Origin of the sequence: Pseudomonas sp. R4-35-07 (assembly GCF_003852235.1) — a bacterium.
In the GTDB taxonomy this organism is placed as follows: Bacteria; Pseudomonadota; Gammaproteobacteria; order Pseudomonadales; family Pseudomonadaceae; genus Aquipseudomonas.
Genome location: NZ_CP027732.1, coordinates 5,202,881 through 5,218,828, shown reverse-complemented (window position 1 = coordinate 5,218,828; position 15,948 = coordinate 5,202,881). Strand labels below are relative to the sequence as shown.

Sequence of the window (15,948 nt, the reverse complement as noted above, 5' to 3'; positions counted from 1 at the left end):
GAGAAATCAAAGATGTAACCAACGATTGCTGAGCCAAGTTTAGGGTTTCTTAAAAACCCAAAGATGTTTGAACTGAAGAGTTTGATCATGGCTCAGATTGAACGCTGGCGGCAGGCCTAACACATGCAAGTCGAGCGGTAGAGAGAAGCTTGCTTCTCTTGAGAGCGGCGGACGGGTGAGTAATGCCTAGGAATCTGCCTGGTAGTGGGGGATAACGTTCGGAAACGGACGCTAATACCGCATACGTCCTACGGGAGAAAGCAGGGGACCTTCGGGCCTTGCGCTATCAGATGAGCCTAGGTCGGATTAGCTAGTTGGTGAGGTAATGGCTCACCAAGGCGACGATCCGTAACTGGTCTGAGAGGATGATCAGTCACACTGGAACTGAGACACGGTCCAGACTCCTACGGGAGGCAGCAGTGGGGAATATTGGACAATGGGCGAAAGCCTGATCCAGCCATGCCGCGTGTGTGAAGAAGGTCTTCGGATTGTAAAGCACTTTAAGTTGGGAGGAAGGGCAGTTACCTAATACGTGATTGTTTTGACGTTACCGACAGAATAAGCACCGGCTAACTCTGTGCCAGCAGCCGCGGTAATACAGAGGGTGCAAGCGTTAATCGGAATTACTGGGCGTAAAGCGCGCGTAGGTGGTTTGTTAAGTTGGATGTGAAATCCCCGGGCTCAACCTGGGAACTGCATTCAAAACTGACTGACTAGAGTGTGGTAGAGGGTGGTGGAATTTCCTGTGTAGCGGTGAAATGCGTAGATATAGGAAGGAACACCAGTGGCGAAGGCGACCACCTGGACCAACACTGACACTGAGGTGCGAAAGCGTGGGGAGCAAACAGGATTAGATACCCTGGTAGTCCACGCCGTAAACGATGTCAACTAGCCGTTGGGAGCCTTGAGCTCTTAGTGGCGCAGCTAACGCATTAAGTTGACCGCCTGGGGAGTACGGCCGCAAGGTTAAAACTCAAATGAATTGACGGGGGCCCGCACAAGCGGTGGAGCATGTGGTTTAATTCGAAGCAACGCGAAGAACCTTACCAGGCCTTGACATCCAATGAACTTTCCAGAGATGGATTGGTGCCTTCGGGAACATTGAGACAGGTGCTGCATGGCTGTCGTCAGCTCGTGTCGTGAGATGTTGGGTTAAGTCCCGTAACGAGCGCAACCCTTGTCCTTAGTTACCAGCACGTCATGGTGGGCACTCTAAGGAGACTGCCGGTGACAAACCGGAGGAAGGTGGGGATGACGTCAAGTCATCATGGCCCTTACGGCCTGGGCTACACACGTGCTACAATGGTCGGTACAGAGGGTTGCCAAGCCGCGAGGTGGAGCTAATCCCAGAAAACCGATCGTAGTCCGGATCGCAGTCTGCAACTCGACTGCGTGAAGTCGGAATCGCTAGTAATCGCGAATCAGAATGTCGCGGTGAATACGTTCCCGGGCCTTGTACACACCGCCCGTCACACCATGGGAGTGGGTTGCACCAGAAGTAGCTAGTCTAACCTTCGGGAGGACGGTTACCACGGTGTGATTCATGACTGGGGTGAAGTCGTAACAAGGTAGCCGTAGGGGAACCTGCGGCTGGATCACCTCCTTAATCGACGACATCAGCTGCTCCATAAGTTCCCACACGAATTGCTTGATTCATTGAAGAAGACGATAGAAGCAGCTTTAAGCTCCAAGCTGATAGCTCTTAGCTAATCAGTTGCGCTCGAAATTGGGTCTGTAGCTCAGTTGGTTAGAGCGCACCCCTGATAAGGGTGAGGTCGGCAGTTCGAATCTGCCCAGACCCACCAATTTTGTTATGGGGCCATAGCTCAGCTGGGAGAGCGCCTGCCTTGCACGCAGGAGGTCAACGGTTCGATCCCGTTTGGCTCCACCATTAACTGTTTCTGCTGTTAGAGTTTAGAAATGAGTATTCCGCTGTGAATATTGATTTCTAGTCTTTGATTAGATCGTTCTTTAAAAATTTGGGTATGTGATAGAAAGATAGACTGACCGTTACTTTCACTGGTAACGGCTCAGGCTAAGGTAAAATTTGTGAGTCGCTCTTAATTGAGTATGATCGAATTTTCGGCGAATGTTGTCTTCACAGTATAACCAGATTGCTTGGGGTTATATGGTCAAGTGAAGAAGCGCATACGGTGGATGCCTTGGCAGTCAGAGGCGATGAAAGACGTGGTAGCCTGCGAAAAGCTTCGGGGAGTCGGCAAACAGACTTTGATCCGGAGATGTCTGAATGGGGGAACCCAGCCATCATAAGATGGTTACCTTACACTGAATACATAGGTGTATGGAGCGAACCAGGGGAACTGAAACATCTAAGTACCCTGAGGAAAAGAAATCAACCGAGATTCCCTTAGTAGTGGCGAGCGAACGGGGACTAGCCCTTAAGTGGCTTTGAGATTAGCGGAACGCTCTGGAAAGTGCGGCCATAGTGGGTGATAGCCCTGTACGCGAAAATCTCTTAGTCATGAAATCGAGTAGGACGGAGCACGAGAAACTTTGTCTGAATATGGGGGGACCATCCTCCAAGGCTAAATACTACTGACTGACCGATAGTGAACTAGTACCGTGAGGGAAAGGCGAAAAGAACCCCGGAGAGGGGAGTGAAATAGATCCTGAAACCGTATGCGTACAAGCAGTGGGAGCCTACTTTGTTAGGTGACTGCGTACCTTTTGTATAATGGGTCAGCGACTTATTTTCAGTGGCGAGCTTAACCGAATAGGGGAGGCGTAGCGAAAGCGAGTCTTAATAGGGCGTCTAGTCGCTGGGAATAGACCCGAAACCGGGCGATCTATCCATGGGCAGGTTGAAGGTTGGGTAACACTAACTGGAGGACCGAACCGACTACCGTTGAAAAGTTAGCGGATGACCTGTGGATCGGAGTGAAAGGCTAATCAAGCTCGGAGATAGCTGGTTCTCCTCGAAAGCTATTTAGGTAGCGCCTCATGTATCACTGTAGGGGGTAGAGCACTGTTTCGGCTAGGGGGTCATCCCGACTTACCAAACCGATGCAAACTCCGAATACCTACAAGTGCCGAGCATGGGAGACACACGGCGGGTGCTAACGTCCGTCGTGAAAAGGGAAACAACCCAGACCGTCAGCTAAGGTCCCAAAGTTATGGTTAAGTGGGAAACGATGTGGGAAGGCTTAGACAGCTAGGAGGTTGGCTTAGAAGCAGCCACCCTTTAAAGAAAGCGTAATAGCTCACTAGTCGAGTCGGCCTGCGCGGAAGATGTAACGGGGCTCAAACCATACACCGAAGCTACGGGTATCACGTAAGTGATGCGGTAGAGGAGCGTTCTGTAAGCCTGTGAAGGTGAGTTGAGAAGCTTGCTGGAGGTATCAGAAGTGCGAATGCTGACATGAGTAACGACAATGGGTGTGAAAAACACCCACGCCGAAAGACCAAGGTTTCCTGCGCAACGTTAATCGACGCAGGGTTAGTCGGTCCCTAAGGCGAGGCTGAAAAGCGTAGTCGATGGAAAACAGGTTAATATTCCTGTACTTCTGGTTATTGCGATGGAGGGACGGAGAAGGCTAGGCCAGCTTGGCGTTGGTTGTCCAAGTTTAAGGTGGTAGGCTGGAATCTTAGGTAAATCCGGGATTCTAAGGCCGAGAGCTGATGACGAGTCGTCTTTTAGACGACGAAGTGGTTGATGCCATGCTTCCAAGAAAAGCTTCTAAGCTTCAGGTAACCAGGAACCGTACCCCAAACCGACACAGGTGGTTGGGTAGAGAATACCAAGGCGCTTGAGAGAACTCGGGTGAAGGAACTAGGCAAAATGGCACCGTAACTTCGGGAGAAGGTGCGCCGGTGAGGGTGAAGGACTTGCTCCGTAAGCTCATGCCGGTCGAAGATACCAGGCCGCTGCGACTGTTTATTAAAAACACAGCACTCTGCAAACACGAAAGTGGACGTATAGGGTGTGACGCCTGCCCGGTGCCGGAAGGTTAATTGATGGGGTTAGCTAACGCGAAGCTCTTGATCGAAGCCCCGGTAAACGGCGGCCGTAACTATAACGGTCCTAAGGTAGCGAAATTCCTTGTCGGGTAAGTTCCGACCTGCACGAATGGCGTAACGATGGCGGCGCTGTCTCCACCCGAGACTCAGTGAAATTGAAATCGCTGTGAAGATGCAGTGTATCCGCGGCTAGACGGAAAGACCCCGTGAACCTTTACTATAGCTTTGCACTGGACTTTGAATTTGCTTGTGTAGGATAGGTGGGAGGCTTTGAAGCGTGGACGCCAGTCTGCGTGGAGCCAACCTTGAAATACCACCCTGGCAACTTTGAGGTTCTAACTCAGGTCCGTTATCCGGATCGAGGACAGTGTATGGTGGGTAGTTTGACTGGGGCGGTCTCCTCCTAAAGAGTAACGGAGGAGTACGAAGGTGCGCTCAGACCGGTCGGAAATCGGTCGTAGAGTATAAAGGCAAAAGCGCGCTTGACTGCGAGACAGACACGTCGAGCAGGTACGAAAGTAGGTCTTAGTGATCCGGTGGTTCTGTATGGAAGGGCCATCGCTCAACGGATAAAAGGTACTCCGGGGATAACAGGCTGATACCGCCCAAGAGTTCATATCGACGGCGGTGTTTGGCACCTCGATGTCGGCTCATCACATCCTGGGGCTGAAGCCGGTCCCAAGGGTATGGCTGTTCGCCATTTAAAGTGGTACGCGAGCTGGGTTTAGAACGTCGTGAGACAGTTCGGTCCCTATCTGCCGTGGACGTTTGAGATTTGAGAGGGGCTGCTCCTAGTACGAGAGGACCGGAGTGGACGAACCTCTGGTGTTCCGGTTGTCACGCCAGTGGCATTGCCGGGTAGCTATGTTCGGAATAGATAACCGCTGAAAGCATCTAAGCGGGAAACTAGCCTCAAGATGAGATCTCACTGGGACCTTGAGTCCCCTGAAGGGCCGTCGAAGACTACGACGTTGATAGGTTGGGTGTGTAAGCGCTGTGAGGCGTTGAGCTAACCAATACTAATTGCCCGTGAGGCTTGACCATATAACACCCAAGCAATTTGCGTCGGCTCTTTAATCCAGAGCAACCAGATTGCGGTGTGTGAAGACGCAATGAACCGAAAGTTCGAGGCTCACAAAACACCGACTTCTATCCCATACCCAATTTGCTGAAGCGAGGCCATCTGGCCACGACTCAGTACCCGAATTTCTTGACGACCATAGAGCATTGGAACCACCTGATCCCATCCCGAACTCAGTAGTGAAACGATGCATCGCCGATGGTAGTGTGGGGTTTCCCCATGTGAGAGTAGGTCATCGTCAAGATTAAATTCCAGAACCCCTGTTTGCGTACGCAAACAGGGGTTTTGTTTTGGACGGTCGAAAAGTGCCAGGGGTATATATCTCCGGCTGGGGATGTGCGGCCTTTCTATGCAATGCCTCTTCGCATGGCTATTATGCGTGCCTCATTGTGAGGCGATACCTGCATGCTTACGCTGTTAGAACTTCTGAAAGATGGCCGATTCCATTCCGGGGAGGCGCTGGGTGCCGCCCTGGGCGTTAGCCGCAGTGCCGTGTGGAAGCAGCTTCAGCTTCTTGAGGCTGAATTGAATCTACCTATTCATAAGGTGCGTGGTAAGGGATACCAGCTAGCAGCGCCGCTGGTGTTTTTGAATGCAGAAGAGATTGCGCGAAGTGTGCCGTCGGCGCCGTGGCCTATCCACGTTCATGACTCGATTGATTCCACCAATGCTGAGGCGTTGCGCTTGGTGGGTGCTGCGCAAGCCGCGCCGGTTCTGGTATTGGCTGAGCAGCAAACAGCTGGCCGAGGCAGGCGTGGCCGAAAGTGGGTCAGTCCATTCGCCCAAAATATCTATTACAGTCTCGTGCTGCGTATTGAGGATGGCCTCGGGCAATTGGAGGGCTTGAGTCTTGTGGTGGGTTTGGCGGTCATCCAGGCTTTGCGTGAGTCGGGTGTGCAGGGCGCAGCCTTGAAATGGCCAAACGACGTATTGGTCGGGCAGAAGAAGATTGCTGGAATATTGCTGGAGTTAGTGGGGGATCCGGCAGACATCTGTCACGTGGTTGTCGGCATCGGCATCAACGTGAATATGCAGAAGGCCGAGGTTGACCAGCAATGGACGTCGGTACAGCTTGAGACGGGTTCTGCTGCTGATCGTAATGCCTTGGTGGCCCAAGTCAGCTTGCAGCTCCAGCGCTACCTGGATCGGCACAGGGAGTCTGGCTTTTCAGCTCTCCAGGAGGAATGGGAGAGCAATCATGCATGGCAAGGGCGGGCGGTATCGCTTATCGCCGGTGTGAGTCGTATTGATGGAGTGGTACTCGGTGTTGACCGTCAAGGTGCGTTGCGCTTGAGCGTTGACGGTGTTGAGAAAACTTACAGCGGTGGTGAGCTAAGCCTGAGGTTGCGTGATGATTCTTGAGCTCGACTGTGGGAATAGCTTTATCAAATGGCGAGTGCTGAGTGTCGACAGGGTCGCCGCCGTGGCGGAGGGCGTTGTCGGTTCGAATCTCGCATTGATTGAAAGTCTGAATGCGGTGCCGGACATGTCGCTCACCCGTTGCCGGCTGGTGAGCGTTCGTGCGCTGGAGGAAACAAACAAGCTGGTCGAGACATTGGTCGAGGCTTTTGGCATCACTGTTTCGTGCGCGACATCAGCTGCGCAGATGGCGGGCGTTCGCAATGGCTATGACGATTTCGAGCGGCTTGGTCTTGATCGCTGGCTGGCGATCCTTGGTGGGTACAAGTTGGCGTCAGGCGCTTGCCTGGTGCTGGATTTTGGCACTGCGGCGACTGCCGATTTTATCGATGCACATGGCGAACACTTGGGAGGTTTCATTTGCCCTGGTCTGCCTCTTATGCGCGACCAGCTGCGCACGCATACGCGCAAGATACGCTACGACGACGCTGCTGCTGAGCGTGCTCTGGAACGTCTATCGCCTGGACGTACAACCGCCGAGGCCGTCGAGCGTGGCTGTACACTGATGCTAAGGGGGTTTGTGTTGACACAGATCGAGCTTGCCAGAGGTTATTGGGGAGACGACTTCACGGTGTTCCTGACGGGTGGAGATGCTGACCTGGTGTTCGACGCTGTGCCGCAGGCGCGGCTTGTTCCTGATCTGGTATTTATTGGTCTGGCAATGGCATGTCCGTTGTTATGAGGTGTTTATGCGTTGGCTGTTCCTGCTTCTACTGATCCTCAACGTCTTTTATTACATATGGCATCAGCAAGAGGCGCCATTGCGCGCCAAGGACGTCACCCCCCTGAGCCTTTATCGTGGCTCCCAGCAGGACATACGATTGCTGAGTGAATCTTCCGAAACGATGGCTCGAAGAGATCGTGCAAAAACGCCCGACACGCAAAATTCCTGCCTGTACATCGGAGGATTTACCGATCAGCGTCAGGCGCAAGCTGTCGAGCAGCGCCTCACCAGCCTGGATATAAAGGTCAAGGTTCAATTGCTGAACATGCCTGAGGCCAGCGGTTACTGGCTTCGAGTGGCCCCTGAAAGCAGGCGCTTGGCGGATGATCTGCCCTTTGAAAACCTTGCTAAGGAATTCAATGAGTTAAAACACAAAATAATGCTGTGCGAAGGCATTGCAACTCTCGAATAGTTTGCATAGAATGGCGCCCGCTTCGCAGTGAAGACCTTCAGAGGCTTTGGTGGGAAGCGACGTCAATGCAGCTAACCTCATAATTTAAATGAGAAAATGCTTGACAGAAGGTCGGCGTGATGTAAAATGCCGGCTCGCTTAGGAGGGGTTCCCGAGCGGCCAAAGGGATCAGACTGTAAATCTGACGTCTACGACTTCGAAGGTTCGAATCCTTCCCCCTCCACCATTTTAGCGTGAGCTGCAAGCTCCGCGGGTATAGTTTAGTGGTAGAACCTCAGCCTTCCAAGCTGATGATGCGGGTTCGATTCCCGCTACCCGCTCCAAGTTTGCAGGTTGTGCACGGTGTTTTGCTCTTGTAGCTCAGTTGGTAGAGCACACCCTTGGTAAGGGTGAGGTCAGCGGTTCAAATCCGCTCAAGAGCTCCATATAACAAGGCAGATATGAAAATATCTGCCTTTGTTTTAACGGCTGCCTCGGCTTGTATCATGTTGTTTCTGGCGTTGGTTGTCAGTTGATTTCAAGTCTGTTGGGGTTGGTTGTTGTAAAGTCTTTTTCGGGCCTGCATAATGGTCGGCCTGATTTTGTTTTAGGTCAGTAGCTCAATTGGCAGAGCGACGGTCTCCAAAACCGTAGGTTGGGGGTTCGATTCCCTCCTGACCTGCCAGATTCACGTGGTGTGTCTGGCTTTCTTTTCACAGGATCTTCATAGATGACTCCTAAGGCTGAAGCTCAAAGCTCTCGTTTCGATCTGTTCAAGTGGCTCGCCGTAGTCGCCTTGGTGGTCGTAGGCGTTGTTGGCAATCAGTACTATTCTGCTTCGCCGATCCTGTACCGCGTTCTCGCTTTGCTTGCCCTTGCTGCTGTAGCTGCCTTTGTAGGTCTGCAGACCGTTAAAGGCAAGTCTTTCGCGGTCCTGGTAAAGGAAGCTCGCACCGAAATTCGTAAAGTCGTTTGGCCGACTCGCCAAGAAACCACACAGACCACATTGATTGTCGTGGCTGTCGTTCTGGTTATGGCGTTGCTGTTGTGGGGGCTTGATTCCCTGCTCGGCTGGCTTGTTTCCTTGATTGTTGGCTAAGGGTGTCCCGTGGCTAAGCGTTGGTACGTTGTGCATGCTTACTCGGGTTACGAGAAGCATGTTATGCGCTCTTTGCTGGAGCGCGTAAAGCTGGCAGGCATGGAAGATGGCTTCGGCGAAATTCTGGTTCCCACTGAAGAAGTGGTTGAAATGCGGAATGGTCAGAAGCGCAAGAGTGAACGTAAGTTCTTCCCTGGCTACGTGCTGGTACAGATGGACATGAACGAAGGTACTTGGCACTTGGTCAAGGACACTCCTCGTGTCATGGGTTTCATTGGCGGTACCGCTGATAAGCCTGCGCCGATCACTGACAAAGAAGCGGAAGCAATTCTGCGTCGTGTTGCTGACGGTAGCGACAAACCTAAGCCGAAGACGTTGTTCGAGCCAGGTGAGGTTGTTCGTGTTACAGACGGTCCGTTCGCTGATTTCAACGGCACTGTCGAAGAAGTTAACTACGAAAAGAGCCGGATCCAAGTGGCAGTGCTCATTTTCGGTCGCTCTACTCCGGTAGAGTTGGAGTTCAGTCAGGTCGAGAAGGTCTAGCTGAGCAAGCATCCCAACCCCGCAGCCTAGGCTGTGGGGTTTTGTCGTCACTGGGATAAACGCGCAAGTAACCGGGGAGCCTTTCGAGGCGTTCGAACCCGTAATTGGAGTGCCTCATGGCCAAGAAGATTACCGCTTACATCAAGCTGCAAGTGAAGGCCGCTCAGGCCAACCCTAGCCCGCCCGTCGGTCCAGCTCTGGGTCAGCACGGCGTGAACATCATGGAGTTCTGCAAGGCTTTCAACGCCCGTACTCAGGGTCTTGAGCCAGGTCTGCCGACTCCAGTGATCATCACTGTATACAGCGACCGTAGCTTCACTTTCGAAACCAAGTCGACTCCGGCTTCGGTTCTTCTGAAGAAAGCTGCCGGTCTGACTAGCGGTTCCGCTCGTCCGAACACCGTTAAGGTTGGCACCGTAACTCGTGCTCAGCTGGAAGAAATCGCGAAAACCAAAAACGCGGATCTGACTGCAGCTGATATGGATGCAGCCGTGCGTACCATCGCCGGTTCTGCTCGTAGCATGGGCCTTAACGTGGAGGGTGTGTAATGGCTAAGCTGACCAAGCGCCAAAAGGCTATCGCCGGCAAAATCGAAGCGGGCAAGGCCTACAATTTTGTAGACGCTGCTGCTCTGCTGACCGAGCTGTCGACTGTCAAGTTCAGCGAGTCCGTTGACGTTGCTGTGAATCTGGGCGTTGACCCACGTAAATCCGACCAGGTCGTTCGTAGCGCTACTGTGCTGCCACACGGTACTGGCAAGACCGTACGTGTTGCTGTCTTCACCCAAGGTCCGGCCGCTGAAGCTGCTTTGGCCGCTGGCGCCGATCGCGTTGGCATGGACGACCTGGCTGCCGAAATGAAAGGCGGCGACCTGAACTATGACGTCGTTATTGCCTCCCCGGATGCAATGCGCGTTGTAGGTCAGTTGGGTCAGATCCTGGGTCCACGTGGCCTGATGCCTAACCCTAAAGTCGGCACCGTAACGCCAGACGTAGCTACCGCGGTTAAAAACGCCAAGGCTGGTCAGGTTCGTTATCGCACCGACAAAAACGGCATCATTCACACCTCCGTTGGCAAGGTCGGCTTCGATGCCGTCAAGCTGAAGGAAAACGTTGAAGCTCTGATCGCTGATCTGAAGCGTATCAAGCCTGCTTCCTCGAAAGGTATCTACGTCAAGCGCGTTACCCTGAGCACCACTATGGGCCCAGGTCTGGTCATCGACCAAGGCTCGCTGGACGTATAAGACACAGGTTGGCGCAAGTGATTGCGCCAATTGAAAGATTGGGGTCCCTGCCTGGCGGGGGCTATCCAAGACCGTAGGCGACGCAAGTCTTAAACCAACAAGCCTACGCAGATGGTGCTCCCGGTTCCTTACCGAATCAGACACCAAAACGACATCAGGCCTAGGCCGGATGAAACGGTAACAAGCAGGAGTTAAACCCGTGGCAATTAATCTCGAAGACAAGAAGGCCATCGTCGCTGAAGTCAACGAGGCTGCCAAAGCTGCTCTGTCCGCTGTCGTGGCTGATGCCCGTGGTGTGACAGTAGGCGCTATGACCGGACTCCGTAAAGAGGCTCGTGAAGCTGGCGTGTACGTACGTGTTGTACGTAACACCTTGCTCAAGCGCGCCGTTGCTGACACTGAATACAGTGTGCTCAACGACGTGTTCACCGGCCCGACTCTGATCGCGTTCTCCAAAGATCATCCAGGCGCTGCTGCCCGTTTGTTCAAGGAATTCGCCAAGAGTCAGGACAAGTTCGAGATCAAGGCAGCTGCGTTCGAGGGCAAGTTCCTCGCAGCTAACCAAATCGACGTACTGGCAACACTGCCGACCCGCGACGAAGCCATTTCGCAGCTGATGAGCGTGATTCAAGGCGCTACCAGCAAGCTGGCTCGTACTCTGGCTGCAGTTCGCGAGCAAAAAGAAGCTGCCGCAGCCTAAGGCTGAGCAACGTCTCTCGCGTATTTTTGTTTATTTCGATGGCCGCGTAGGCCGTCCCCCAATTCAGGAAATACAGCAATGTCTATCTCCCAAGACGATATCCTCAACGCCGTAGCTGAAATGTCGGTTCTGCAGGTTGTTGAGCTGATCAAAGCTTTCGAAGAAAAATTCGGCGTTTCCGCTGCCGCTGCTTCCGCTGGCCCAGCTGTTGCTGCTGTCGCTGCTGAAGAGCAAACCGAATTCAACGTCATGCTGCTGGAAGCTGGCGAGAAGAAAGTAAACGTGATCAAGGCAGTACGTGAACTGACCGGTCTGGGCCTGAAAGAAGCCAAGGCTGTAGTTGACGGCGCTCCTGCCCAGGTTCTGGAAGCTGTGTCGAAAGACGCTGCTGACAAAGCCAAAGCTACTCTGGAAGAAGCAGGCGCTAAAGTCGAGCTGAAGTAAGCATCGACCTTGCGTCTCCAGCCCACGCTTTAAGCTGAAGGCTGATGGCTGGTGGCTCTTGCCACCGGCCTTTTTCCGTTCTTGGCTGACGACTCGGTCGCCGCCATTAACGCGCTGTAGCCACCCGATGCGGTGGTGCAAACCATGGGGTTTGCAAGATTTTCTGGCTGCTCCCGTCGGGAGGGCCAAACAAGCAGGTGACCAAGCTGGGGAACGCTGATGGCTTACTCATATACTGAGAAAAAACGTATCCGCAAGGACTTTAGCAAGTTGCCGGACGTCATGGATGTCCCGTACCTTCTGGCTATCCAGCTGGATTCGTATCGTGAATTCTTGCAGGCGGGAGCGACCAAAGATCAGTTCCGCGACGTGGGCCTGCATGCGGCCTTCAAATCCGTTTTCCCGATCATCAGCTACTCCGGCAATGCTGCGCTGGAGTACGTCGGTTATCGCCTGGGCGAACCGGCATTTGATGTCAAAGAATGCGTGTTGCGCGGTGTTACGTACGCCGTACCTTTGCGGGTAAAAGTCCGTCTGATCATTTTCGACAAAGAATCGTCGAACAAAGCGATCAAGGACATCAAAGAGCAAGAAGTCTACATGGGCGAAATCCCACTGATGACTGAAAACGGTACCTTCGTTATCAACGGTACCGAGCGCGTAATCGTTTCCCAGCTGCACCGTTCCCCGGGCGTGTTCTTCGACCACGACCGCGGCAAGACGCACAGCTCCGGTAAGCTCCTGTACTCCGCGCGGATCATTCCGTACCGCGGTTCGTGGTTGGACTTCGAGTTCGACCCGAAAGACTGCGTGTTCGTGCGTATCGACCGTCGTCGCAAGCTGCCGGCCTCGGTACTGCTGCGCGCGCTCGGCTATACCACTGAGCAAGTGCTGGACGCCTTCTACACCACCAACGTATTCAGCCTGAAGGATGAAACCCTCAAGCTGGAGCTGATCGCTTCGCGTCTGCGTGGTGAAATTGCCGTCCTGGACATCCAGGATGAAAAAGGCAAGGTCATTGTTGAAGCTGGCCGTCGTATTACCGCGCGCCACATCAACCAGATCGAAAAAGCCGGCCTCAAAGAGTTGGAAGTGCCGCTGGACTACGTCCTGGGCCGCACTACCGCCAAGGTCATCGTTCACCCGGCTACAGGCGAAATCCTGGCTGAGTGCAACACCGAGCTGAACACCGAGATCCTGGCCAAAATTGCCAAGGCCCAGGTCGTTCGCATCGAGACCCTGTACACCAACGACATCGACTGCGGTCCGTTCATCTCCGACACGCTGAAGATCGACTCCACCAGCAACCAATTGGAAGCGCTGGTCGAGATCTATCGCATGATGCGTCCTGGTGAGCCGCCAACCAAAGACGCTGCCGAGACCCTGTTCAACAACCTGTTCTTCAGCCCTGAGCGCTATGACCTGTCTGCGGTCGGCCGGATGAAGTTCAACCGTCGTATCGGTCGTACCGAAATCGAAGGTTCGGGCGTTCTGTGCAAGGAAGACATCGTCGCGGTACTGAAGACCCTGGTCGACATCCGTAACGGCAAAGGCATTGTCGATGACATCGACCACCTGGGTAACCGTCGTGTTCGCTGCGTAGGCGAAATGGCCGAGAACCAGTTCCGCGTTGGCCTGGTACGTGTTGAGCGTGCGGTCAAAGAGCGTCTGTCGATGGCTGAAAGCGAAGGTCTGATGCCGCAAGACCTGATCAACGCCAAGCCAGTGGCTGCAGCGGTGAAAGAGTTCTTCGGCTCCAGCCAGCTCTCGCAGTTCATGGACCAGAACAACCCGCTCTCCGAGATCACCCACAAGCGCCGTGTCTCTGCACTGGGCCCGGGCGGTCTGACTCGTGAGCGCGCTGGCTTTGAAGTCCGTGACGTACACCCGACGCATTACGGTCGTGTATGCCCGATCGAAACGCCGGAAGGTCCGAACATCGGTCTGATCAACTCCCTGGCCGCTTATGCGCGCACCAACCAGTACGGCTTCCTTGAGAGCCCGTACCGTGTGGTGAAAGAGGGTCTGGTCACTGACGAGATCGTGTTCCTGTCCGCCATCGAAGAAGCTGATCACGTGATCGCTCAGGCTTCGGCCACGATGAACGACAAGAAAGTCCTGATCGACGAGCTGGTAGCCGTTCGTCACTTGAACGAGTTCACCGTCAAGGCGCCGGAAGACGTCACCTTGATGGACGTATCGCCCAAGCAGGTAGTTTCGGTTGCAGCGTCGCTGATCCCGTTCCTGGAGCACGATGACGCCAACCGTGCGTTGATGGGTTCCAACATGCAGCGTCAAGCTGTACCGACCCTGCGCGCCGACAAGCCGCTGGTAGGTACCGGCATGGAGCGTAACGTAGCCCGTGACTCCGGCGTTTGCGTCGTGGCTCGTCGTGGCGGCGTGATCGACTCCGTTGATGCCAGCCGTATCGTGGTTCGTGTTGCAGATGACGAAGTTGAAACCGGTGAAGCCGGCGTCGACATCTACAACCTGACCAAATACACCCGTTCGAACCAGAACACCTGCATTAACCAGCGTCCGCTGGTGCGTAAGGGTGACCGCGTTCAGCGTAGCGACATCATGGCCGATGGCCCGTCCACCGACATGGGTGAGCTGGCACTGGGTCAGAACATGCGCATCGCGTTCATGGCCTGGAACGGTTACAACTTCGAAGACTCCATCTGCCTGTCGGAACGAGTTGTTCAAGAAGATCGCTTTACCACGATCCACATCCAGGAATTGACCTGTGTGGCGCGTGACACCAAGCTTGGGCCAGAGGAAATCACTGCAGACATCCCGAACGTGGGTGAAGCTGCACTGAACAAGCTGGACGAAGCCGGTATCGTTTATGTAGGTGCTGAAGTTGGCGCTGGCGACATCCTGGTCGGTAAGGTCACTCCGAAAGGCGAGACCCAGCTGACTCCGGAAGAGAAGCTGTTGCGTGCCATCTTCGGTGAAAAAGCCAGCGACGTTAAAGACACTTCCCTGCGTGTACCTACCGGTACCAAGGGTACTGTCATCGACGTACAGGTCTTCACCCGTGACGGCGTTGAGCGTGATGCTCGTGCACTGTCCATTGAGAAGACTCAACTCGACGAGATCCGCAAGGACCTCAACGAAGAGTTCCGTATCGTTGAAGGCGCGACCTTCGAACGTCTGCGCTCCGCTCTGGTAGGCCACAAGGCTGAAGGCGGCGCAGGTCTGAAGAAAGGTCAGGACATCACCGACGAAATCCTCGACGGTCTTGAGCACGGCCAGTGGTTCAAACTGCGCATGGCTGAAGATGCTCTGAACGAGCAGCTCGAGAAGGCCCAGGCCTATATCGTTGATCGCCGCCGTCTGCTGGACGACAAGTTCGAAGACAAGAAGCGCAAACTGCAGCAGGGCGATGACCTTGCTCCAGGCGTGCTGAAAATCGTCAAGGTTTACCTGGCAATCCGTCGTCGCATCCAGCCGGGCGACAAGATGGCCGGTCGTCACGGTAACAAGGGTGTGGTCTCCGTGATCATGCCGGTTGAAGACATGCCGCACGATGCCAATGGCACCCCGGTCGACGTTGTCCTCAACCCATTGGGCGTACCTTCGCGTATGAACGTTGGTCAGATCCTCGAAACCCACCTGGGCCTCGCGGCCAAAGGTCTGGGCGAGAAGATCAACCGTATGATCGAAGAGCAGCGCAAGGTCGCAGACCTGCGCAAGTTCCTGCACGAGATCTACAACGAGATCGGCGGTCGCAACGAAGAGCTGGACACCTTCACCGATCAGGAAATCCTGGATCTGGCGAAGAACCTGCGCGGCGGCGTTCCAATGGCTACCCCGGTGTTCGACGGTGCCAAGGAAAGCGAAATCAAGGCCATGCTGAAACTGGCAGACCTGCCGGAAAGCGGCCAGATGCAGCTGTTCGACGGCCGTACCGGCAACAAGTTCGAGCGCCCGGTTACTGTTGGCTACATGTACATGCTGAAGCTGAACCACTTGGTAGACGACAAGATGCACGCTCGTTCTACCGGTTCGTACAGCCTGGTTACCCAGCAGCCGCTGGGTGGTAAGGCTCAGTTCGGTGGTCAGCGTTTCGGGGAGATGGAGGTCTGGGCACTGGAAGCATACGGTGCTGCATACACTCTGCAAGAAATGCTCACAGTGAAGTCGGACGATGTGAACGGTCGTACCAAGATGTACAAAAACATCGTGGACGGCGATCACCGTATGGAGCCGGGCATGCCCGAGTCTTTCAACGTGTTGATCAAAGAAATTCGTTCCCTCGGCATCGATATCGATCTGGAAACCGAATAACACGTGACGCGAATCGAGAGCGGGGCAGTGATG

At 54.2% G+C, this 15,948-nt stretch carries 10 protein-coding genes, 6 tRNA genes and 3 rRNA genes; all 19 read left to right on the top strand.

What is annotated here, in order from left to right; genetic code table 11:
- Positions 1-69: 69 nt before the first annotated feature.
- The 19 genes from C4J89_RS23925 (at position 70) to rpoB (ending at position 15,915) form a co-directional block, all read left to right on the top strand.
- Positions 70-1,606 (top strand): 16S ribosomal RNA (locus C4J89_RS23925).
- 122 nt (positions 1,607-1,728) lie between these two features.
- Positions 1,729-1,805, top strand: a tRNA-Ile gene (locus C4J89_RS23920).
- 10 nt (positions 1,806-1,815) lie between these two features.
- Positions 1,816-1,891 (top strand) — tRNA-Ala (locus tag C4J89_RS23915).
- A gap of 239 nt (positions 1,892-2,130) precedes the next feature.
- A 23S ribosomal RNA gene (locus C4J89_RS23910) occupies positions 2,131-5,022 on the top strand.
- 165 nt (positions 5,023-5,187) lie between these two features.
- Positions 5,188-5,303 (top strand): 5S ribosomal RNA (gene rrf, locus C4J89_RS23905).
- The 16S, 23S and 5S rRNA genes sit together here with 2 tRNA genes alongside, the layout of an rRNA operon.
- 161 nt (positions 5,304-5,464) lie before the next feature.
- Positions 5,465-6,421, top strand: coding sequence for a bifunctional biotin--[acetyl-CoA-carboxylase] ligase/biotin operon repressor BirA (gene birA / locus C4J89_RS23900; RefSeq protein WP_124415714.1), 957 nt, complete (start codon positions 5,465-5,467; stop codon positions 6,419-6,421).
- Positions 6,411-7,160, top strand: coding sequence for a pantothenate kinase (locus tag C4J89_RS23895; protein ID WP_124415713.1), 750 nt, complete (start codon positions 6,411-6,413; stop codon positions 7,158-7,160). Before birA ends, C4J89_RS23895 begins: the two co-directional genes overlap by 11 nt.
- 7 nt (positions 7,161-7,167) lie before the next feature.
- A complete protein-coding gene (locus C4J89_RS23890) occupies positions 7,168-7,614 on the top strand; it encodes a hypothetical protein (RefSeq protein WP_124364617.1) in 447 nt (148 codons plus the stop codon).
- Positions 7,615-7,755: 141 nt separating this feature from the next.
- Positions 7,756-7,840, top strand: a tRNA-Tyr gene (locus tag C4J89_RS23885).
- Between the two features lie 23 nt (positions 7,841-7,863).
- A tRNA-Gly gene (locus tag C4J89_RS23880) sits at positions 7,864-7,937 on the top strand.
- 26 nt (positions 7,938-7,963) lie between these two features.
- A tRNA-Thr gene (locus C4J89_RS23875) sits at positions 7,964-8,039 on the top strand.
- Between the two features lie 163 nt (positions 8,040-8,202).
- Positions 8,203-8,278: transfer RNA gene (locus tag C4J89_RS23870), tRNA-Trp, on the top strand.
- Between the two features lie 45 nt (positions 8,279-8,323).
- Positions 8,324-8,692 carry a preprotein translocase subunit SecE gene (gene secE / locus C4J89_RS23865; protein WP_124364616.1) on the top strand — a complete coding sequence of 123 codons (369 nt, stop codon included), beginning with the start codon at positions 8,324-8,326 and terminating at the stop codon, positions 8,690-8,692.
- Between the two features lie 9 nt (positions 8,693-8,701).
- Complete coding sequence (gene nusG, locus C4J89_RS23860) at positions 8,702-9,235, top strand: transcription termination/antitermination protein NusG (protein ID WP_003176436.1); 534 nt, start codon at positions 8,702-8,704, stop codon at positions 9,233-9,235.
- A gap of 116 nt (positions 9,236-9,351) precedes the next feature.
- The gene (rplK, locus tag C4J89_RS23855) at positions 9,352-9,783 is read left to right on the top strand and encodes a 50S ribosomal protein L11 (RefSeq protein ID WP_003176435.1); all 432 of its coding nucleotides are present in this window, start codon (positions 9,352-9,354) and stop codon (positions 9,781-9,783) included.
- The gene (gene rplA, locus C4J89_RS23850; protein WP_003232403.1) at positions 9,783-10,478 is read left to right on the top strand and encodes a 50S ribosomal protein L1; all 696 of its coding nucleotides are present in this window, start codon (positions 9,783-9,785) and stop codon (positions 10,476-10,478) included. Before rplK ends, rplA begins: the two co-directional genes overlap by 1 nt.
- A gap of 199 nt (positions 10,479-10,677) precedes the next feature.
- On the top strand, positions 10,678-11,178 hold the full coding sequence (rplJ, locus tag C4J89_RS23845; RefSeq protein ID WP_003232405.1) for a 50S ribosomal protein L10: 501 nt from the start codon (positions 10,678-10,680) through the stop codon (positions 11,176-11,178).
- Between the two features lie 78 nt (positions 11,179-11,256).
- Positions 11,257-11,622, top strand: a complete 366-nt coding sequence (gene rplL, locus C4J89_RS23840; RefSeq protein WP_003176432.1) for a 50S ribosomal protein L7/L12 — start codon at positions 11,257-11,259, stop codon at positions 11,620-11,622.
- 219 nt (positions 11,623-11,841) lie between these two features.
- Entirely contained in the window at positions 11,842-15,915 is a 4,074-nt protein-coding gene (rpoB, locus tag C4J89_RS23835; protein ID WP_057724824.1) for a DNA-directed RNA polymerase subunit beta, read from the top strand.
- Positions 15,916-15,948 lie beyond the last annotated feature (33 nt).